The organism is Streptomyces pinistramenti (genome assembly GCF_020564935.1).
In the GTDB taxonomy this organism is placed as follows: Bacteria; Actinomycetota; Actinomycetes; order Streptomycetales; family Streptomycetaceae; genus Streptomyces; species Streptomyces pinistramenti.
This window is the reverse complement of the sequence record NZ_JAJCXB010000004.1, coordinates 164,176-181,753: the sequence shown is the minus strand read 5'-3', so window position 1 is coordinate 181,753 and position 17,578 is coordinate 164,176. Positions and strand designations below refer to the sequence as shown.

The 17,578-nt window shown below is 70.1% G+C and carries 21 protein-coding genes; 13 read left to right on the top strand and 8 right to left on the bottom strand.

Translation table 11 applies throughout. From position 1 onward, the window contains the following. Positions 1-21: 21 nt before the first annotated feature. Positions 22-657 (bottom strand): response regulator, encoded by a 636-nt coding sequence (locus LIU39_RS05210; protein WP_227045101.1) that lies wholly within the window; start codon positions 655-657, stop codon positions 22-24. Between the two features lie 41 nt (positions 658-698). Then, positions 699-1,910 (bottom strand): sensor histidine kinase, encoded by a 1,212-nt coding sequence (locus LIU39_RS05205; RefSeq protein ID WP_227045099.1) that lies wholly within the window; start codon positions 1,908-1,910, stop codon positions 699-701. 177 nt (positions 1,911-2,087) lie between these two features. On the opposite strand from LIU39_RS05205, the gene LIU39_RS05200 reads away from it, so the two are divergent. After that, positions 2,088-2,510 (top strand): hypothetical protein, encoded by a 423-nt coding sequence (locus LIU39_RS05200; RefSeq protein ID WP_227045097.1) that lies wholly within the window; start codon positions 2,088-2,090, stop codon positions 2,508-2,510. A 130-nt stretch (positions 2,511-2,640) separates the two neighbouring features. Here the strand turns inward: LIU39_RS05200 and LIU39_RS05195 are convergent, their stop codons facing one another. Beyond that, the gene (locus tag LIU39_RS05195) at positions 2,641-4,023 is read right to left on the bottom strand and encodes a glycine--tRNA ligase (protein ID WP_227045095.1); all 1,383 of its coding nucleotides are present in this window, start codon (positions 4,021-4,023) and stop codon (positions 2,641-2,643) included. 244 nt (positions 4,024-4,267) lie between these two features. On the opposite strand from LIU39_RS05195, the gene LIU39_RS05190 reads away from it, so the two are divergent. The 4 genes from LIU39_RS05190 (at position 4,268) to LIU39_RS05175 (ending at position 7,620) form a co-directional block, all read left to right on the top strand. Further along, positions 4,268-5,236 (top strand): metal ABC transporter substrate-binding protein, encoded by a 969-nt coding sequence (locus LIU39_RS05190; protein WP_227045093.1) that lies wholly within the window; start codon positions 4,268-4,270, stop codon positions 5,234-5,236. Between the two features lie 50 nt (positions 5,237-5,286). Beyond that, positions 5,287-6,123, top strand: coding sequence for a metal ABC transporter ATP-binding protein (locus tag LIU39_RS05185; protein WP_227045219.1), 837 nt, complete (start codon positions 5,287-5,289; stop codon positions 6,121-6,123). Between the two features lies 1 nt (position 6,124). Continuing rightward, positions 6,125-7,033 (top strand): metal ABC transporter permease, encoded by a 909-nt coding sequence (locus LIU39_RS05180; protein WP_227045091.1) that lies wholly within the window; start codon positions 6,125-6,127, stop codon positions 7,031-7,033. A 152-nt stretch (positions 7,034-7,185) separates the two neighbouring features. Further along, a complete protein-coding gene (locus LIU39_RS05175) occupies positions 7,186-7,620 on the top strand; it encodes a Fur family transcriptional regulator (protein ID WP_227045089.1) in 435 nt (144 codons plus the stop codon). A 73-nt stretch (positions 7,621-7,693) separates the two neighbouring features. On the opposite strand, the gene LIU39_RS05170 is transcribed toward LIU39_RS05175, so the two are convergent. The 5 genes from LIU39_RS05170 to LIU39_RS05150 all read right to left on the bottom strand — a co-directional run bounded on the left by LIU39_RS05170 (position 7,694) and on the right by LIU39_RS05150 (position 10,603). Further along, complete coding sequence (locus LIU39_RS05170; RefSeq protein ID WP_227045088.1) at positions 7,694-8,512, bottom strand: isoprenyl transferase; 819 nt, start codon at positions 8,510-8,512, stop codon at positions 7,694-7,696. A 124-nt stretch (positions 8,513-8,636) separates the two neighbouring features. Continuing rightward, complete coding sequence (gene recO, locus LIU39_RS05165) at positions 8,637-9,383, bottom strand: DNA repair protein RecO (RefSeq protein WP_227045085.1); 747 nt, start codon at positions 9,381-9,383, stop codon at positions 8,637-8,639. A 48-nt stretch (positions 9,384-9,431) separates the two neighbouring features. Next, positions 9,432-10,001, bottom strand: a complete 570-nt coding sequence (locus LIU39_RS05160) for a hypothetical protein (protein ID WP_227045084.1) — start codon at positions 9,999-10,001, stop codon at positions 9,432-9,434. Positions 10,002-10,184: 183 nt separating this feature from the next. Further along, positions 10,185-10,409 carry a hypothetical protein gene (locus tag LIU39_RS05155; RefSeq protein ID WP_227045081.1) on the bottom strand — a complete coding sequence of 75 codons (225 nt, stop codon included), beginning with the start codon at positions 10,407-10,409 and terminating at the stop codon, positions 10,185-10,187. After that, a complete protein-coding gene (locus LIU39_RS05150; RefSeq protein ID WP_227045080.1) occupies positions 10,406-10,603 on the bottom strand; it encodes a hypothetical protein in 198 nt (65 codons plus the stop codon). Before LIU39_RS05150 ends, LIU39_RS05155 begins: the two co-directional genes overlap by 4 nt. A 119-nt stretch (positions 10,604-10,722) precedes the next feature. Here LIU39_RS05150 and LIU39_RS05145 point away from each other — a divergent pair, with 119 nt between their 5' ends. The 8 genes from LIU39_RS05145 (at position 10,723) to LIU39_RS05110 (ending at position 17,574) form a co-directional block, all read left to right on the top strand. Beyond that, positions 10,723-11,568, top strand: a complete 846-nt coding sequence (locus tag LIU39_RS05145; RefSeq protein ID WP_227045078.1) for a helix-turn-helix domain-containing protein — start codon at positions 10,723-10,725, stop codon at positions 11,566-11,568. After that, positions 11,550-11,762, top strand: coding sequence for a DUF397 domain-containing protein (locus LIU39_RS05140; RefSeq protein WP_227045076.1), 213 nt, complete (start codon positions 11,550-11,552; stop codon positions 11,760-11,762). The genes LIU39_RS05145 and LIU39_RS05140 overlap by 19 nt, the downstream gene beginning before the upstream one ends. 271 nt (positions 11,763-12,033) lie before the next feature. Beyond that, on the top strand, positions 12,034-13,569 hold the full coding sequence (locus LIU39_RS05135) for an ATP-binding protein (RefSeq protein WP_227045074.1): 1,536 nt from the start codon (positions 12,034-12,036) through the stop codon (positions 13,567-13,569). After that, positions 13,566-13,994 carry a roadblock/LC7 domain-containing protein gene (locus tag LIU39_RS05130; protein ID WP_227045071.1) on the top strand — a complete coding sequence of 143 codons (429 nt, stop codon included), beginning with the start codon at positions 13,566-13,568 and terminating at the stop codon, positions 13,992-13,994. Before LIU39_RS05135 ends, LIU39_RS05130 begins: the two co-directional genes overlap by 4 nt. Next, positions 13,991-14,350: a DUF742 domain-containing protein gene (locus tag LIU39_RS05125; RefSeq protein ID WP_227045069.1), complete on the top strand. Its 360-nt coding sequence runs from the start codon at positions 13,991-13,993 to the stop codon at positions 14,348-14,350. The genes LIU39_RS05130 and LIU39_RS05125 overlap by 4 nt, the downstream gene beginning before the upstream one ends. Positions 14,351-14,372: 22 nt before the next feature. Further along, positions 14,373-14,951 (top strand): GTP-binding protein, encoded by a 579-nt coding sequence (locus LIU39_RS05120; RefSeq protein ID WP_227045067.1) that lies wholly within the window; start codon positions 14,373-14,375, stop codon positions 14,949-14,951. Next, on the top strand, positions 14,948-16,426 hold the full coding sequence (locus LIU39_RS05115; RefSeq protein WP_227045065.1) for a cytochrome P450: 1,479 nt from the start codon (positions 14,948-14,950) through the stop codon (positions 16,424-16,426). The genes LIU39_RS05120 and LIU39_RS05115 overlap by 4 nt, the downstream gene beginning before the upstream one ends. Further along, positions 16,351-17,574 (top strand): cytochrome P450 family protein, encoded by a 1,224-nt coding sequence (locus LIU39_RS05110; RefSeq protein WP_227045062.1) that lies wholly within the window; start codon positions 16,351-16,353, stop codon positions 17,572-17,574. Before LIU39_RS05115 ends, LIU39_RS05110 begins: the two co-directional genes overlap by 76 nt. Positions 17,575-17,578: the final 4 nt, after the last annotated feature.

Sequence of the window (17,578 nt, the reverse complement as noted above, 5' to 3'; positions counted from 1 at the left end):
TTCCCCCGCGGGCCGGCCCCGTCAGCCCACGCCCAGAAAGCGGAGTACCGCCAGCACCCGCCGGTGGTCGGCGTCCGCCACCGGCAGGTCGAGCTTGGTCAGGATGCTGTTGATGTGCTTGGCGACCGCGCTCTCGCTCACCACGAGCTGCGCGGCGATCCCCGCGTTGGAGCGGCCCTCGGCCATCAGCGCCAGCACCTCGCGCTCGCGTCCGGTCAGCCGCTCCATCGGGTCGCTCGCCCTGCGCACCAGCAGCTGCGCGACGACCTGCGGGTCGAGCGCGGTGCCGCCGTCCGCGACCCGCCGCAGCGCCTCGATGAACTCCTCGACGTCCGCGACCCGTTGCTTGAGGAGGTAGCCCACCCCGCTGGTGTGGGTCGCGAGCAGATCGGCCGCGTAACGCTCCTCCACGTACTGGGACAGCATCAGCACCGCGGTCCCCGGCCGCTCCCGGCGGATGGACAGCGCGGCCCGCACCCCTTCGTCCGTGAAGCCCGGCGGCATCCGGACGTCCACCACCGCGAGGTCGGGCCGGTGTGCGGCGACGGCGGCCAGCAGTTCCTCCGCGTCGCCCGCTTCGGCCACCACCGTGAACCCGGCCATCTCCAGCACCTTCACCAGACCGATCCGCAGCAGGACGGAGTCCTCGGCGATCACGGCGGATCTCCCGGCGGTCCCCCCGGCAACCACGGCACTGCTCACATCGGGCACGGCAACTCCACTCTCATCATGGTCGGGCCTCCTACGGGGCTGCTCATCCGGAACGTCCCGTCCACCGAACGCACCCGCTGGGCAAGCCCCTTCAGTCCGCTCCCCCGGGACGCGTCGGCGCCGCCCGCCCCGTCGTCGGCTATCACCACCCGCAGTATTCCGCCGAGCCGGGTGACGGTCACCTCCGCCCGGGTCGCGTCCCGCGCGTGCTTGGCCACGTTGGTCAGCGCCTCCGAGACGACGAAGTACGCGACGGCCTCGACCGGCGCCGCGGCCCGCTCCGGCAGATCGACCCGCAGCCGCACCGGCAGCGGCGCGCGGGCCGCGAGCCCCGACAGCGCGGCGTCCAGGCCGAGTTCGTCGAGTACGGCGGGGTGCAGCCCGCGCACCAGGCTGTTCAGCTCCTCGATCGCGTCCTTCGCCTCGCGGTGCGCCGCGTCGATGACGTCCTTGACCTCGGGAGGCAGATCGGTGAGCGTCGCCTTCGCCAGCCCGAGGTTGAGCGCCAGCGAGACCAGGCGCTGCTGGGCGCCGTCGTGCAGGTCCCGTTCGATCCGGCGGCGTTCGGCGTCCGCCGCGTCCACCGCGCCCGCCCGGCTCTCGGTCAGGTCCTCGACCCTCCGCTCCAGTTCGTCGGACCGGCTGACCCCCAGCACCGCCCGACCGACGAGGTCCTCCAGCCGTACGAGCCCGGCGGCCAGCGGCGGCACCGCGGCCAGTGCGAGCAGGCCGAGCGCGGTGACGTAGGCGGCCTGGGTCGAATAGCCGGGGTGTCCGATGCGCCACTGCCAGGGCACGGTCCAGATCCATATCAGTACCGTCGATGCCGCGATGCCCGCCGACAGCAGGGCGAGCAGCAGGAGTTCGAGACCGCCGAGCAGCGGTCCGACCAGGAAGTGGTAGCCGAACTGCCGCCGTGCGCGCCGGAATCCGAGCCGCGGCAGCTCCACCCCGCACAGTGCACGGAACCGCCACCGCTGAGCCTCCGTCAGGCCGTATCCGGCGGCGACGAGCAGGGTCAGCGGGACGGACAGGATCACCGGGGCGTCGGACGAGGTGCCGGCCAGGGTCTGCCCGGTGAGCACCGCCGCCCAGAAGAACAGCGGGGCGGTCAGCAGATGCGGGAGCACACCTGCGGCGAGGTAGAGGAGGTCACGCCGCAGCCGCAGCAGGCGGCGCAACCGGGGCGGAATGGTCATGAGCCCACGCTATGCGGGGCGCTCGCGGCGCCGCACTGACGCCGGCTTCCGGATCGGGGGTGTAGCTGGTGCCACCCCAGGTCGGGCAGCCGGGCTACCGACGCGGGCGGCCCGGATCGGAAGAGTGGAAGCCGAGCCCGAGAGCCGGGTTCCTCCTCACCGAAAGCGGTCCGGACCATGGCCCTTGTCACTCTCAACTCCCCTGTTCCGAACGGTGGTTGGCGTCCTGCACAGGCCGGGTTCGGACACCGGTGGCAGGGCCGGGTACTGACCGGCGCGGGGCTCGCCCTGTTGCCGTGGTCGGTCTGCCTCGCCGCCACGCTGCCGCCCCGGCAGGCCGCCGCCTGGATCACCCTCGACCTCCTGGAGGCAGCGGCCCTGCTGACCGCCGGGGCCCGTCTGCGGCGCGGCACACCGGGCCACCGCGCGGCCGCGGCCGCCGCCGCTGCGCTGCTGGCCGTCGACGCCGTCGTGGACGTCGCCACCGCCACCGGCCAGGACCTGGCCACCGCCCTGGCGATGGCGCTCGCCGCGGAACTCCCGCTGGCGGCCCTGTGCACGCGGCTCGCGATACGCCCGGCCGCGGCGGACGGCCGCTGATCCGGCCCCGCCATCGCCCCCCCGCGCACGCGTCAGGCGCCGTCCCCCCGAGCGAACCCGGGCGGGACGGCGCCTGTTTGACGGGCGGACGGCGGGCCGGGGAAGAGCCCCAGCCCCCGAACGAGAGGCCCTAGCAGCCCAGCAGCCGCGCGCCCAGGTACGCCTGGATCTGGTCCAGGGAGACGCGCTCCTGCTTCATGGTGTCGCGCTCGCGCACGGTCACCGCGTTGTCGTCGAGGGTGTCGAAGTCGACGGTGACGCAGAACGGGGTGCCGATCTCGTCCTGGCGGCGGTAGCGGCGGCCGATGGCGCCCGCGTCGTCGAACTCGATGTTCCAGTTCTTGCGCAGGTCGGCGGCGAGGCCCTTGGCCTTCGGCGACAGCTGCGGGTTGCGGGACAGCGGCAGCACCGCGACCTTGACCGGCGCCAGGCGCGGGTCGAGGCGCATGACCGTGCGCTTCTCCATCTTGCCCTTGGCGTTCGGCGCCTCGTCCTCGATGTACGCGTCGAGCATGAAGGCGAGCATGGCGCGGTTCACGCCGGCCGCCGGCTCGATGACGTACGGAGTCCAGCGCTCGCCGGCCTCCTGGTCGAAGTACGACAGGTCCTGGCCGGATGCCTTGGAGTGCGCGGACAGGTCGAAGTCGGTGCGGTTGGCCACACCCTCCAGCTCGGAGAACTCGGTGCCGCCGAAGTTGAAGCGGTACTCGATGTCAGCGGTGCGCTTGGAGTAGTGGGAGAGCTTCTCCTTGGGGTGGTCGTACCACCGGATGTTCTCCTCACGGATACCGAGGTCGCGGTACCAGTTCCAGCGCTGCTCCATCCAGTACTCGTGCCACTGCTCGTCCTCGCCCGGCTTGACGAAGAACTCCATCTCCATCTGCTCGAACTCGCGGGTGCGGAAGATGAAGTTGCCCGGAGTGATCTCATTCCGGAAGGACTTGCCCATCTGCGCGATGCCGAACGGCGGCTTCTTGCGGGAGGTCTGCTGGACCTGGGCGAAGTTGGTGAAGATGCCCTGCGCGGTCTCGGGGCGCAGGTAGGCGACCGACGCGGTGTCCTGCGAGGGGCCGAGGTGGGTGGAGAGCAGGCCGGAGAACTGCTTGGGCTCGGTGAAGGAGCCCTTGTTGCCGCAGTGCGGGCAGTTCAGGTCGGCCAGGCCGTTCTCGGGCAGCCGTCCGTGCTTCGCCTCGTACGCCTCTTCCAGGTGGTCGGCGCGGAAGCGCTTGTGGCAGGAGGTGCACTCGGTGAGCGGGTCGGTGAAGGTGGCGACGTGACCGGAGGCCACCCAGACCTCGGGGGCCAGGATCACGGACGAGTCGAGGCCGACGACGTCGTCGCGCGAGGTGACCATGGAGCGCCACCACTGACGCTTGAGGTTCTCCTTGAGCTCGACACCCAGCGGACCGTAATCCCAGGCGGCCCGGGAACCGCCGTAGATCTCACTGCAGGGGTAGACGAAGCCACGGCGCTTGCTCAGGCTGACGATGCTATCGATCTTGTCGGCGGCCACGGTGCTCTCTTCATACGACGACGAACGATGGATGGGGGGTGGCGCACAGCGCCACGATGCGGGGTGGTGATCAAAAGACGGCGGGCGAATGCTTCAGGTTACCGGCGGCCGTACCCCCCGGGCCAAATCGGATTCCCGCCGCTTCCCGCTTCGTCCCGGAACCCGCCCTTCCCTGCCCCTTCGACGTTCTTCCGATCATCCGCTTTGTTGACAATCGTTTCCAACTTTGTTGAAAATGACTGTCATGAACATACGCCGCCTCATACCGACCACTGCCGTCGCCGGAGTCTCCGTCCTCGGCCTCCTGGCTCTGTCCGCCTGCTCCACGTCCGATGGAGCGGGCCGCGACAACGGCAAGCTGAAGGTGACGGCGTCGTTCTATCCGATGCAGTTCCTCGCCGAGCAGATCGGCGGCGACCACGTCGAGGTGTCCAACCTCACCAAGCCCGGCGTCGAACCGCACGACCTGGAGCTGTCCCCGCGGCAGACCGGCGCGCTCGGCGAGTCCGGCGCGATCGTCTACCTCAAGGGCCTCCAGCCGGCCGTCGACGAGGCGATCAAGCAGTCCGGCGTCAAGAACATCGCCGACGCCGCCGCGATGACCTCGATGGAGGAGCACGGTTCCGAGGTCGACGGCCACCACCACACCACCGGCGACAACCACTCGCACTCCGGGTCCGAGGCCGAGGCCGGCGACGACCCGCACATCTGGCTCGACCCCGTGAAGTACGCCGAGGTCGCCAAGGGCGTGAACAAGACCCTCGCCAAGGCCGACCCGGGCCACAGGGCCGACTACCAGAAGAACACCGACACTCTGGTCAAGAAGCTGGACGGGCTGAACACCGCCTTCGAGAACGGCCTGAAGAACCGCACGTCGGACACCTTCATCACCACCCACGCGGCCTTCGGCTACCTCGCCGAGCGCTACGGCCTGACCGAGGAGGCCATCAGCGGCCTCGACCCCGAGTCCGAGCCCAGCGCCAACCGCATCAAGGCCCTGCACACCCTCGCCGACAAGCACCACGTCTCCACGGTGTTCTTCGAGACCCTCGCCAACCCGGCCACCGCCAAGTCCCTGGCGGGCGACCTGCACCTGAAGACCGATGTCCTCGACCCGCTCGAAGGGATCACGGACAAGACCCGCGGCCGGGACTACTTCGAGGTGATGCAGTCCAACCTCGCCGCCCTCCAGAAGGCGCTCGGCAGCAAGTGACCCACCCCTCAACCACCCACCCCGGCCCGCACGCCGTGACGGAGGCCACCATGAACACACCGGCGCACCAGCCGGACCGGCAGCCGGTCATCGACCTGCGCGCGGCCACCGCGACCCTGGGCGCCCGCCCGGTCCTGCGCGGCGTCGACCTCACCGTCCACTCCGGCGAGGTCGTCGCGCTGCTCGGCGCCAACGGCTCGGGCAAGTCCACCGCCGTACGGTCGGTGATCGGCCAGGTGCCGCTCACCGGCGGCACGCTGTCGCTCTTCGGCACGGAGTTCCGCCGCTTCAAGGACTGGGCGCGGATCGGGTACGTGCCGCAGCGCACCACGGCCGCGGGCGGCGTCCCCGCCACCGTCAGCGAGATCGTCACGGCCGGACGGCTGGCCCGTACGAAGTTCGGCATCCTGCGCAAGGCCGACCGGGCCGCCGTGCACCACGCCCTGGAGCTGGTCGGGATGGCCGACCGCGCCAAGGACTCGGCGAGCGCGCTCTCCGGCGGCCAGCACCAGCGGGTGCTGATCGCCCGCGCGCTGGCCGTCGAGCCGGAACTGCTGATCATGGACGAGCCGATGGCCGGCGTCGACCTGGCCAGCCAGGAGGTGCTGGCCGGCGCGCTGCGCGAGCAGGTCGCCCGCGGCACCACCGTCCTGCTCGTGCTGCACGAACTGGGCCCGCTGGAGCCGCTGATCGACCGGGCCGTGGTGCTGCGGGACGGCTGCGTCGTGCACGACGGGCCGCCGCCGGAGGCCGTCGGCCAGCACGCCCTGCCCGGCCACGACCACGCCCACCCGTCGCCCGCCGCCGCCCCAAGTGGAGGCGCTTCGCACCACTGCATGGGATCGCACGCCGACCCGGCGCCGATCCGTACGGGACTGCTGAGCTGACATGGAAATCCTCGACTACACCTTCATGCAGCGGGCCCTGCTCGCCGCCCTGATCGTCGGCATCACCGCCCCCGCCATCGGCATCTATCTCGTCCAGCGGCGGCAGTCCCTGATGGGCGACGGCATCGGCCATGTCGCGCTGACCGGCGTCGGCCTCGGCTTCCTGATCAACAGCGGCTCGATCTGGGCCAGTCCGGTCTGGGTCGCCACCTTCGTCGCCATCGGCGGCTCCGTCGCGATGGAGCTGATCCGCTGGTACGGCAGGACCCGCGGCGATCTCGCGCTGGCCATGCTGTTCTACGGCGGCATGGCGGGCGGCGTGATGCTGATGAACCTGTCCGACGCGGGCTCCAACGCCAACCTCAGCACCTACCTCTTCGGTTCGATCACCACCGTCTCCTCGCAGGACATGACGACGATCTGTGTGCTGGCCGCCGTGGTCCTCGCGATCACCATCGGGCTGCGCCGCCAGCTCTTCGCGGTCTGCCAGGACGAGGAGTTCGCCCGGGTCACCGGACTGCCGGTCCGGCTGCTGAACCTGCTGGTCGCGGTCACCGCCGCGGTCACCGTCACGGTCGCCATGCGGGTCGTCGGCCTGCTGCTGGTCTCCGCGCTGATGGTGATCCCGGTCGCCGCCGCCCAACAGATCACCCGCAGCTTCGCGGTGACCTTCGTGCTGGCCGTGGCGATCGGCGTCGGCGTGACCCTGACCGGCACCGCCACCTCGTACTACGTAGACGTCCCGTCCGGCGCGACCATCGTGCTCTTCGCCATCGTCCTGTTCGTGCTCTTCACCGCGCTCGCCGCGCCGCTCGCGAAAAAACGCGCGCGGGCTGCCGCCGACGGCGCGCAGGGGTGCACCCTGGAAGTACCCGGCAGCCGGGCCGCGGCGGACGACGTGAGCGTCTGACCGTATGGGTAGGTACCTGGTGACGGGGCAGGTCAGGAGTGCGGGTGAGCCGCCCGGGGAAGCCGGTAAGTGTTCCCTCGGTGTACTGGTCATCACCTGGCACAATGGCCCCACCCGTCCAAGGGGGACGGCCACGACCTAGGGAGGCAACGGTGGCGACGAGCGCGGGATCTCCGGTACGCGGCCGGTCGACGCGACAGCGGACCGCGGTGTCGGCCGCACTCGACGAGGTCGACGAGTTCCGCAGTGCGCAGGAGCTGCACGACATGCTCAAGCACCGCGGCGACTCGGTCGGACTGACCACCGTGTACCGCACACTGCAGTCCCTCGCCGACGCCGGCGAAGTGGACGTGCTGCGCACCAGCGAGGGCGAGGCGGTCTACCGCCGGTGCAGCACCGACGACCATCACCACCACCTGGTGTGCCGGGCCTGCGGCAAGGCCGTCGAGGTCGAGGGCCCGGCGGTGGAGAAGTGGGCCGACCAGATCGCCGCGGAGCACGGCTTCCGCGACGTGGCGCACACCATCGAGATCTTCGGCACCTGCGGCGACTGCGCGGGCGAGCGGCCGGACGCGGCGCAGGCGTAGCCGCCGCAGCCGCGAGCGAACGGGCCGCCTCCCCCGGATTCGGGGAGGCGGCCCGTTCGGCATTCCGCCGCCGCTACGTCGCCGACTCGCCCTCGGCGACCGGTGCCGCGCCGAACCTGCGGTCCCGCTTCGCGTACTCCAGGCAGGCTTCCCAGAGGTTCCGGCGGTCGAAATCCGGCCAGAGAATGTCCTGGAACACCATCTCGGCGTAGGCGCTCTGCCAGATCAGGTAATTCGACGTGCGCTGCTCGCCGGACGGCCGCACGAAGAGGTCCACGTCCGGCATGTCCGGGTAGTACAGGTACTTCGCGAGGGTCTTCTCGTTGACCTTCGACGGGTCGAGCTTCCCGGCCCTCACATCCGCCGCGATACCGGCCGCCGCGTCGGCGATCTCCGCCCGGCCGCCGTAATTCACGCAGAAATACAGCGTCATCGCATCGTTGTCCTTGGTCTGCTCCTGCGCGACCTGGAGTTCCTGGACGACGGACTTCCACAGCTTCGGCATCCGCCCGACCCACCGGATACGGATACCCAGCGCATCCATCTCGTCACGCCGCCGCCGGATGACGTCCCGGTTGAAATTCATCAGGAAACGCACCTCGTCGGGTGACCGCTTCCAGTTCTCCGTCGAGAAGGCGTACAGCGAAAGGTTCTTCACACCCATTTCGATGCAGCCCTTGAGGACGTCCAGGACGACGCCTTCGCCGACCTTGTGCCCCTCGGTGCGCGGCAGCCCGCGCTCCTTGGCCCAGCGGCCGTTCCCGTCCATGACGACGGCGACGTGCTCCGGCACCAGCTCCCCGGGAATCTTCGGCGGACGCGCGCCGGAAGGATGCGGCTCGGGCGTCTCGTATTCACGCCGGTTACGGCCCAGAATCCCGCGTCGTGCCATGCGCCCCACGTCTCCCAAATATCTCAATCGCCCAGACCGGATCAGGCCGGACCGGGCCGGATTACGTCTCGTCCTGCGTCTCGTCGCTCACTGGACGCCGAGCCGCGCGCCACCCCGCCACGTGCTATTTCTCCACGTACCGGAGAGAGCGCAGGCCCCGCTCCAGATGCCAGTGCAGATACGCGGCGACGAGCCCGCTGCCCTCGCGGACATGCCGCGGCTCACTCGCGTCCGCCGTCTCCCAGTCGCCGGTCAGCAGCGCGCTGAGGAGCCCGATGGCCTCAGAGGAGGGTACGACGCTTCCCGGCACCCGGCAGTCGCCGCACACCACACCTCCCGAACCGACCGAGAAGAACCGGTTCGGTCCCGGCAGTCCGCATTTCGCGCAGTTGTCGAAGCTCGGCGCGTAGCCGTTGACGGCCAGCGAGCGCAGCAGGAACGCGTCCAGAACCAGATGCGGCTCGTGCTCCCCGCGCGCCAGCGTCCGCAGCCCGCCGACCAGCAGCAGATACTGCTGCACCGCCGGCTCGCCCTCGTGATCGGTGAACCGCTCCGCCGTCTCCAGCATCGCCGTGCCGGCCGTGTAGCGGCCGTAGTCGGTGACGATCCCGCCGCCGTACGCCGCGATCGTCTCGCTCTGCGTGCACAGCGGCAGCCCGCGCCCGATCAGCTCGCTGCCGCGCGCGAAGAACTGTACGTCGACGTGCGAGAACGGTTCGAGGCGCGCCCCGAACTTCGACTTCGTCCGCCGCACGCCCCGCGCCACCGCCCGTACCCGGCCGTGACCGCGGGTGAGCAGCGTGATGATCCGGTCCGCCTCACCCAGCTTCTGGGTGCGCAGCACGATGCCGTCGTCGCGGAACAGACTCATGGCGCCATTCTCGCGCATCGGCCGGACGGTTCCGTGACCGGACGGTGCTCAGTAGTCGCAGCCCTTGATGTCGTCGGGGCAGTCACGCACCTTGTCCGGGGCGACGGTGTTCAGCTCCCAAAGGATCAGCCCGGTGCCGTCCTTGACCGGATCGATGGTGGCCGTGAACGGTTCGCCCGGCGGAATATTGAACTGATCCGCCCGGTGATCCCCGCAGGTGATCCCGTAGGGCTGCTCGACATCGCCGCGGGACAGGGTGAGTGTGAGTTCACCGACGCCCTGGGTGTCACAGGTGGTATCGAGGCGATAGTTCCGTTTTCCCGTCGCCTTGAATTTCTTTGCCATACCCGTCGCGATATAGGGACCTTCGGTCGCCACGAGCACGGGATGGGACGCGTCATCGTCGTCGTAGCGCAATGCCCGGTTGGCCCGCTGCAACGCCCTCTTGGGGTTCCATTCGCGAACACGTCCGCCCGATGCCGTCCCCTCCTGATCGGAAAGCGCCGACGACTCCGCCGAAACGGAATCCGTTTCCTCGCTCTCGCGGGCCTCTCCCTGGGAACAACCGGCGGCGAGGACGGCGGCGGCACAGAGCGGAACGACGCATCGTACGCGCATATTGATCCTTGTACGGGTCCGTTCCGGCAGCGGAACCGAAGGGATTCCGCCGCCGGGAAAGTGGTGTCCGACGGTTGGCCTGTGGCGGTGCGGCGCAGAAGGCCAGGGCCGCATACGGTGCCACAACCGCCGCACACGGTCCCCCGCCGGGCATCGTCGTGCGGCAGCAACACCCACGTGACGTCAGGCCACCTCCCCCCTGCTGCGGGCGTTCAGGTATGCCGTGGTCGCGCTGAGGCGTTCGGCGACGGTTGCCTGGCGGGCGGCGTCGGCGGGGCAGTCCCACTCCCTGCCGCCGCCGATCGGCCGCAGGCAGAGGCGGGGCCCGTCGTACGCCATGACCTTGCCGACCCGCCCCGTACGGGTGTCCACCGCGAAGGTCCGCAGCGGCGGCCGGTCCGCCGTCACCGCCGCTCCCTCAGCACCGCCGCCAGCCGCCGCGCCACCTCGGTGCTGCAACGGCCCAATTCGACGAGCGGGGGCAGTGAGAAATGCGTGTAGGAGACGATGTCGGGACCGAGTGACGGCAGCACGATACCGACGCCTGCGAGCGCTTCCTCCAATTCCTTTGTGGCCTCTTCAACTTCTTTGGTGCGGTCCATCGGCCCTCCACGCTTTCGCTGAGATATTTCCGCGTTCGGATTCCCAGCGTGCCGGTACGGAACTAGGCTGCGCAACCAGCGGCAGACTGCAACTGCCGGGCAGACAAGGGGAGTAGGTCATGGCCAAAGGTCCACAGAGCGGTCAACGGCAGGCCGCCTGGGAGTTCTTCGGGGCGGAACTGAAACGGCGAAGGGAGAATGCGAGCCTCACCCAGGACGCCCTGGGAGCCCTGGTTTTCGTCTCCGGCGGCTATATCGGGCAGTTCGAGCAGGCGATTCGTAAGCCGCAGTTGGATGTGGCGATTCGGATCGATGAAATTCTACAAACCGAGGGCTTTTTCGAGCGGACCTGGCGACAACTGATCGACGACAAGCGGTATGCGGATTACTTCGCGGCAGCGGCTGACCTGGAACGACTGGCGACGAAGATCTGCGAGTTCGAGTCGATGGTCGTGCCGGGACTGCTACAGACCTCGGCGTACACACGGGCAGTCATGCGTGCAGGCAGCCCGTTCACGGCGGACGAGTTGATCGAAGAGGGCGTCCGCTCCCGAGCGGACCGGGCTGTCATCCTCGGGTGCGCTACACGCCCCACGTATTGGGCGGTGCTGCACGAAGCTGTGCTGCGGCTCCCCGTGGGCGGTCCAACCGTCATGGCCGCGCAGTTGGAGCACATCGTCCAAACCGCACGCGAGCACAAGATCCTCGTACAGGTCCTCCCGTTCGCCGCGGGCCCCTACCCATCCGTGGGCAAGATGCTGAGGCTCATGGAGTTCGACGACGCCCCGCCAACGGCCTATACGGAAGGCGTGTATTCGGGGAATCTGCTGGACGATCCAGCCATAGTGAAGCGCGCACAACAGGACTACGATCTGATCAGGGCCGCCGCGCTGTCGCCGGAGGCGTCCCTGGCCCTGATCGAATCGGCGGCGGAGGACTACAGACGATGCGCGAGTACGACCTGAGCACCGCCCAGTGGCGTAAGAGCAGCTACAGCGACCACAACAACGGCAACTGTGTCGAGGTCTCCGACCACCACCCCGGCATCGTCCCCGTCCGCGACAGCAAGAACCCCGCAGGCCCCGCGCTCGTCTTCGCCGCCACCGGCTGGTCGGCGTTCGTGGCGGCCGTGAAGGTGGACGGGTTCACGAGCGGCTGAGGTACGTCGTCGCCCCATCCCGGCCCCGTCCGGCTGCCCGTGACGGGGCCTCACCATGTCCGGATCGCGCCCACTTCGCGCAACGGGGACGGAACGTGACCTTCCGCACTTCTCCGACGACCGCAGGAACGGGCCCTCACGAAGCGCCGACACGCCGGTAGCATCCCGTCATGATCGGCCGCTCCACGCGATGCCACCGGAGGCCGCTCCGGCGGCTTCGGGTGCTCGACGCCGTGACGACCGGCCGCCCCCGTTCCCCACGAGGATCCCGATGACATCCATACCGGAGGCGCTGTTGTGGTGCCTCAGTGCAGGATCGGCCGCCGCCGTGGTGCTGGCGGTTTTCCTGTTCCGAGCACGGACGCAGCGGAACGGGCTCACCGAGCGCCTGACCGCGTCCGAGGAACAGGCCGCGGCCACGGTGCACAGCAACACCGAACTGACCGCCAGGCTGCGGGCCACCGAGGCGGAGATCCGGCATCTCGCCGGTGCCCGGATCCCGGATCTCACCACAGCGCTCGCCCACCCGCACGTGCCCGTACGCGGGCTGCTCGACCCCCGGTTCGCCGGTTCCGAGACCGACCACGCGCTGACCGCCGTTCTCGACCAGATCAGCGAAGCGGTCAACAAGGAGCGGCTGCGCGTCGACGCGGCCGCCCAGTCCACCCTGCGCGGTGCGACCACCACCATTCAGGCGCTGCTCTACCGCCTCCAGACGGCGCTCCAGGACATGCAGCACCGCTACGACGACCCGGACGTCGCGCAGGACCTGCTGAACGCGGACTTCCTCAACGAGCAGGCGCTGCGGCGCATTCAGGCCACCGGTGTCGTGTGCGGCGCCTGGCCCGGCCTCACCCGTGAGGACTCCTACCTCGCCGAACTGGTCGTCGGCTCCGCCTCCCGGCTGCGCGGCTACGAGCGCGTCCAGGTCAGCAACCAGCTGCGCGACCCGGTGGCGGTCGTCGCCCGTGCCGTCGAGCCGGTGGCGATCACCGTCACCGAGCTGCTGGCGAACGCGCTGCACCACTCGCACCGTGAACTGCCCGTCACCGTCACCCTCCAGCAGGGCAACCGCGGCGCCTCGGTGATCATCGACGACTACGGCGTCGGTATGCACGCCGACGAGGTCCAGCACGCGATGGCGCTGCTGTCCGGTGAGGACGACGTGATGCTGACCCAGCTCGGCGACCCGCCGCGCTCCGGTTTCGCGGCGGCCGGCCAGCTGGTGCGCCAGTACGGCTTCGGGGTACACGTCGAGTCGTCGCCGTACGGCGGGGTGCGGGCCGTGGTCTACGTCCCCGGCGATCCCCTTCTCACCGTCCTCGACGAGAGCCGACAGCCCATGTCCGTGATGGCCCCGCTGCCGCACAGGTCCGGCGCTACGGACCGGTCCGCCGTCCTGCCGACCGGTGCCTCATCGCCCGCCGCCTCGCACACCCCCGCGCACGCGGCGCCGAGCCACGCGGCTCCCTCGCACGCGGCTCCCGCGCACGCCGCGCCCGCGCACGCGGCACCGGCGCACGCCGCGCCCGCCCACGCCGCACCCGCACCCGCACCCGCACCCGCACAGCCAGGACTCTCCGACGCGCCCGCCGAGACGCCCGCCGAGGGCGAACTGCCGCGCAGGCGCCGCCGGAAGCCGGTATCGGAGCAGGAGCAGAGCCTGCCGCGCGCCGAGCCGGTCCACGAACGCACCCCGGAAGAGGCCGCCAACCGCTGGGGCGCCCTCCAGCAAGGCACCGAATCCGGCCGCGCCGCAGCCCAGTCAGAGCCCCCTCGCAGTCCCGAAGGGAACGCCCAGCCATGAACAGCCCCGCACGCCGCCGTGTCACCGAGGACAAGTCCTGGGTGCTGGCCCCCCTCCTGGAGCTGCCGCATGTTATCCACGCCGCCGTGATCTCCGGTGACGGATTCATCGAAGGGGCGTCGCCCGGCCTGAAGCGTGAGGCCGCCGAAGGTGTCGCCGCCATGATGTCCGCGCTCCAGGGAGCGGGGCGCGCGGTGACCGCGGCGTTCGCCGAACAGGACGATGCCAAGCTGCGGCAGACCGTCATCGAATCCGAACAGGGCTGGGTCTTCGCCATCCCCTCGGGCGAGAACACCTGCCTGGCCGTCTTCGCCGGTCCCGAGGTCAACATGGGAGTCGTCGCGCACCACATGCAGATCCAGGTCACGACCCTGGGCAACAAGGTCATGAACAGCCCGGCTCGGGATCTCGGCAGCCCCGCATGACCCCGCGCCAGAGCAACAGGCGCCTCGTACCGGCCTATCTGGCGACCGGCGGACGCGCCCAGCCCAGCCGCAACACGTTCGACCGGCTCACCCTGCTGCACAGCGGGGGGATGCCGATCACCAGTGAGGTACGACCGGAAGAGCACCGGATCCTGGAGCTGCTCCAGCCCGGTGCCCTGTCTCTGGCCGAGGTCGCAGCCCATCTCCACCTGCCCGTCAGCGTGGTGAAGGTGCTGGTGGCCGACCTCGTCGATGCCGGCCGCCTGCACGCCCGTGTCCCCATACCCGAAGCCGAGCAATTCGACCGGCAGATCCTGGAGAGGGTTCTCGATGGACTCCGCTCTCTCAAGTCCTAGCAGCGGCCCCGGAACCGACGGCATGTACCTTTCCGGGGCCGACCAGACCCTGGTCAAGCTCCTTGTCGCGGGGCCGTTCGGGGTCGGCAAGACCACCCTCATCCGTGCGCTGTCGGAGACGCCGCCGCTGCACACCGAAGAGGTGATGACGCAGTCCGGCGCGTTCGTCGACGATCTCGCCGGGGTGCGGGAGAAGACCACGACCACCGTCGCCATCGACTTCGGGCGGCTCACGCTCCCCGGCGACCTGGTCCTGTACCTGTTCGGCACGCCGGGCCAGAAGCGCTTCCGGCCGCTGTGGCAGGACATCGCCCGCGGCGCACTCGGGGCGCTGGTCCTCGCGGACACCCGCCGCCTGGCGGACTCGTTCGAGGTGATGGACATCATCGAGGAGGCGGGGCTGCGCTACGCCGTCGCGGTCAACACCTTCCCCGACGCGCCGCAGCACACCATCCACTCGCTGCGCGACGCCCTCGACCTGCACCCCGATACGCCGCTCGTGATGTGCGACGCCCGTGACCGTGACCAGTCCGTCGACGCGCTGATCTCGCTCGTCGGCCACGTTCTCGCCCATACGCCCCAGGAGAACCAGACCTCGTGACTTCCCCGTACCAGCCGGGCGCCACCCCGCCACCCGGCTGCCCCGCGCACGCCCACGGCGGCGCGGCCACCGGGCCGGCGGACGCCTTCGGCCAGGACGCCTACGCCCAGGGCTCCTACGTCCAGGACGGCTACGCCCAGGACGGCTATGCGCAGGAGGCCCCCGTGCAGGGCGGCCACCCGCTGGAGCGGACCGAGCAGAACGCGCTCGTGCGGCTCTACGACCCGGAGTTCGCGGCCGACCCGCACCGCTTCTACGCCTACCTGCGGCAGTACGGCGCCCTGGCGCCCGTCGAGATCGCCACCGGCGTGACCGCCATGCTGGTCACCGACTACCGGGCCGCGCTCGACCTGCTGAACGACGACACCACCTGGTCGAAGGACTCCCGCAGCTGGCAGGCGACCGTGCCGGCCGACTCGGCGGTGCTGCCGATGCTGGGCTGGCGGCCCAACGCCCTGTTCGCCGACGGTGACGTGCACCGGCGCCTGCGCCAGGTCATCACCGACAGCTTCCAGCTCGTCGAACCGCACGAACTGCGCGCCCGGGTGCGCCGCGCCGCGGACAGCCTCATCCGGAAGTTCGGCGCGCGCGGCGAGGTGGACCTCGTCCCGGAGTACGCCCAGCAGTTGCCGCTGCTGATGTTCAACACCCTCTTCGGTATGCCCGACGAGTACGGCGAGCAGCTGATCGCGGCCATGGGCGGGCTGATGGACGGCGCGACGCCCGAGGAGGCGGCGAGCGCCGACGCGGCGTTCTCGGCGTACATCATGGAGCTGGTCACCCGGAAGAAGAACCAGCGCGGTCCCGACCTCACCTCCTGGTTCCTCGACCACCTCAACGGCCTGTCCGACGACGAGGTCATCGCGCAGATCGTCGTGACCATGGCCGCGGGCAACGAGCCGCTGGCCAACCTCATCGGCAACGCGCTGTCCCGGATGCTCTCCGACGACCGTTACTACAGCACCCTGTCCGGCGGCGCGCTGACCGCGCAGGACGCCATCAACGAGGTGCTGTGGAACGACCCGCCGATGGCCAACTACTCCGCCCACTACCCGCGCCGCGACGTGTTCTTCCACGGCACGTGGGTGCGCGCGGGACAGCTGGTGCTGGTCTCGTACGCGGCCGCCAACACGCAGTTCGGCGAGGTCGCGCTGGACGACCGCTCGGGCAGCGGCGCGCACCTGGCCTGGGCGTCGGGTCCGCACTCCTGCCCCGTGCAGCGCCATGCGCTGGTGATCGCGACCACCGCGATCGAACGCCTCACCGCCTGGCTCTCCGACATCGAACTCTCTGTCCCGGCAGAAGAGTTGCAGTGGCGGCCCGGCGGGTTCCAACGGGCTCTCGCAGCTCTTCCGGCCCGCTTCACCCCCATCACCCCCGATCAGGCAGGAGCCACCCCGTGGGACAGCAGCTCATCGCCATCGACCCGACCGGATCCGATATCCACGCAGAGGCAGACCGCCTCCGCGAGCTAGGCCGCGCCACCCTGGTTCAGCTCCCCGACGGACCGGAGGCGTGGTCGATCAACAGCCACAAGCTCCTCAAGGAGCTGCTGACCGACCCGCGGGTCTCCAAGAACGCACGGGAGCACTGGCCCGCCTGGCAACGCGGCGAGTACCACGAGACCTGGCTGCAGACCTGGGTCGGCGTCAGCAACATGTTCACCGCGTACGGCGCCGACCACCGGCGGCTGCGCAAGCTGATCGCGCCGGCCTTCACCGCGCGCCGCACCGACGCCATGCTGCCGTCCGTCGAGCGCATCACCACGGCTCTGATCGACGACCTCGCGGCAGCCCAGGCCGGCGCCGTCACCGACCTGCGCGAGGGCTTCGCGCACCCGCTGCCCATGCAGGTCATCTGCGAGCTGTTCGGCATTCCCGAGGGCGAGACCCGCTCGGAGCTGGCCCGGCTCGCCGAGATCATCATGACCAGCGTCGACCCGGAAGAGGCCGGGATCACGCTGGTGGCGACCCAGGAACTGCTGGGCGGTCTGGTCGCGTCGAAGCGGCGGGAGCCCGGCGAGGACCTGACCAGCCTGCTGGTGTCCGAACGGGACGACGAGGGCCACACGATGAGCGAGCAGGAGCTGATCGACACGCTCCTGCTGGTCCTGATCGCCGGCCACGAGACCACCGTCAACCTCATCGGCAACGCGGTGCACAACCTGCTCACGCACCCGGACCAGCTCCAGCTGGTGCGCGACGGGAAGGCGTCCTGGAACGACGTCATCGAGGAGACCCTGCGCTGGACCCCCAGCGTCGCCAACCTCCCGCTCCGCTTCGCCGTCGAGGACATCGCCATCCCGGACGGCCCGACCATCCGCAAGGGCGAGGCGATCCTGGCCGCTATCGCGGCCACCGGACGCGACCCCGAGCAACACGGCCCCACCGCAGGCGAGTTCAACATCCTGCGGGCCGACGTGGAGCACCTCAGCTTCGGCCACGGCGTCCACCGCTGCCTGGGCTCCCCGCTGGCCCGCATGGAGGCCAGGGTCGCCCTCCCGGCGCTCTTCGAGCGTTTCCCCGACCTGGAGTTCGCCGCTCCCGCCGCGTCCCTGGAGCCGTCGGGCGGCTTCATCGTCGGCGGCTTCCGCACGCTGCCCGTTCGCCTGACGCGCGGCTGACCCG

Bases quoted from the DNA above. Each gene is read 5' to 3' on its own strand.
- LIU39_RS05205 (WP_227045099.1), bottom strand. From the start codon at position 1,910: ATGACCATTCCGCCCCGGTTGCGCCGCCTGCTGCGGCTGCGGCGTGAC.
- LIU39_RS05200 (WP_227045097.1), top strand. From the start codon at position 2,088: ATGGCCCTTGTCACTCTCAACTCCCCTGTTCCGAACGGTGGTTGGCGT.
- LIU39_RS05190 (WP_227045093.1), top strand. From the start codon at position 4,268: ATGAACATACGCCGCCTCATACCGACCACTGCCGTCGCCGGAGTCTCC.
- LIU39_RS05185 (WP_227045219.1), top strand. From the start codon at position 5,287: ATGAACACACCGGCGCACCAGCCGGACCGGCAGCCGGTCATCGACCTG.
- LIU39_RS05180 (WP_227045091.1), top strand. From the start codon at position 6,125: ATGGAAATCCTCGACTACACCTTCATGCAGCGGGCCCTGCTCGCCGCC.
- LIU39_RS05170 (WP_227045088.1), bottom strand. From the start codon at position 8,512: ATGGCACGACGCGGGATTCTGGGCCGTAACCGGCGTGAATACGAGACG.
- recO (WP_227045085.1), bottom strand. From the start codon at position 9,383: ATGAGTCTGTTCCGCGACGACGGCATCGTGCTGCGCACCCAGAAGCTG.
- LIU39_RS05160 (WP_227045084.1), bottom strand. From the start codon at position 10,001: ATGCGCGTACGATGCGTCGTTCCGCTCTGTGCCGCCGCCGTCCTCGCC.
- LIU39_RS05150 (WP_227045080.1), bottom strand. From the start codon at position 10,603: ATGGACCGCACCAAAGAAGTTGAAGAGGCCACAAAGGAATTGGAGGAA.
- LIU39_RS05145 (WP_227045078.1), top strand. From the start codon at position 10,723: ATGGCCAAAGGTCCACAGAGCGGTCAACGGCAGGCCGCCTGGGAGTTC.
- LIU39_RS05140 (WP_227045076.1), top strand. From the start codon at position 11,550: ATGCGCGAGTACGACCTGAGCACCGCCCAGTGGCGTAAGAGCAGCTAC.
- LIU39_RS05135 (WP_227045074.1), top strand. From the start codon at position 12,034: ATGACATCCATACCGGAGGCGCTGTTGTGGTGCCTCAGTGCAGGATCG.
- LIU39_RS05130 (WP_227045071.1), top strand. From the start codon at position 13,566: ATGAACAGCCCCGCACGCCGCCGTGTCACCGAGGACAAGTCCTGGGTG.
- LIU39_RS05125 (WP_227045069.1), top strand. From the start codon at position 13,991: ATGACCCCGCGCCAGAGCAACAGGCGCCTCGTACCGGCCTATCTGGCG.
- LIU39_RS05120 (WP_227045067.1), top strand. From the start codon at position 14,373: ATGTACCTTTCCGGGGCCGACCAGACCCTGGTCAAGCTCCTTGTCGCG.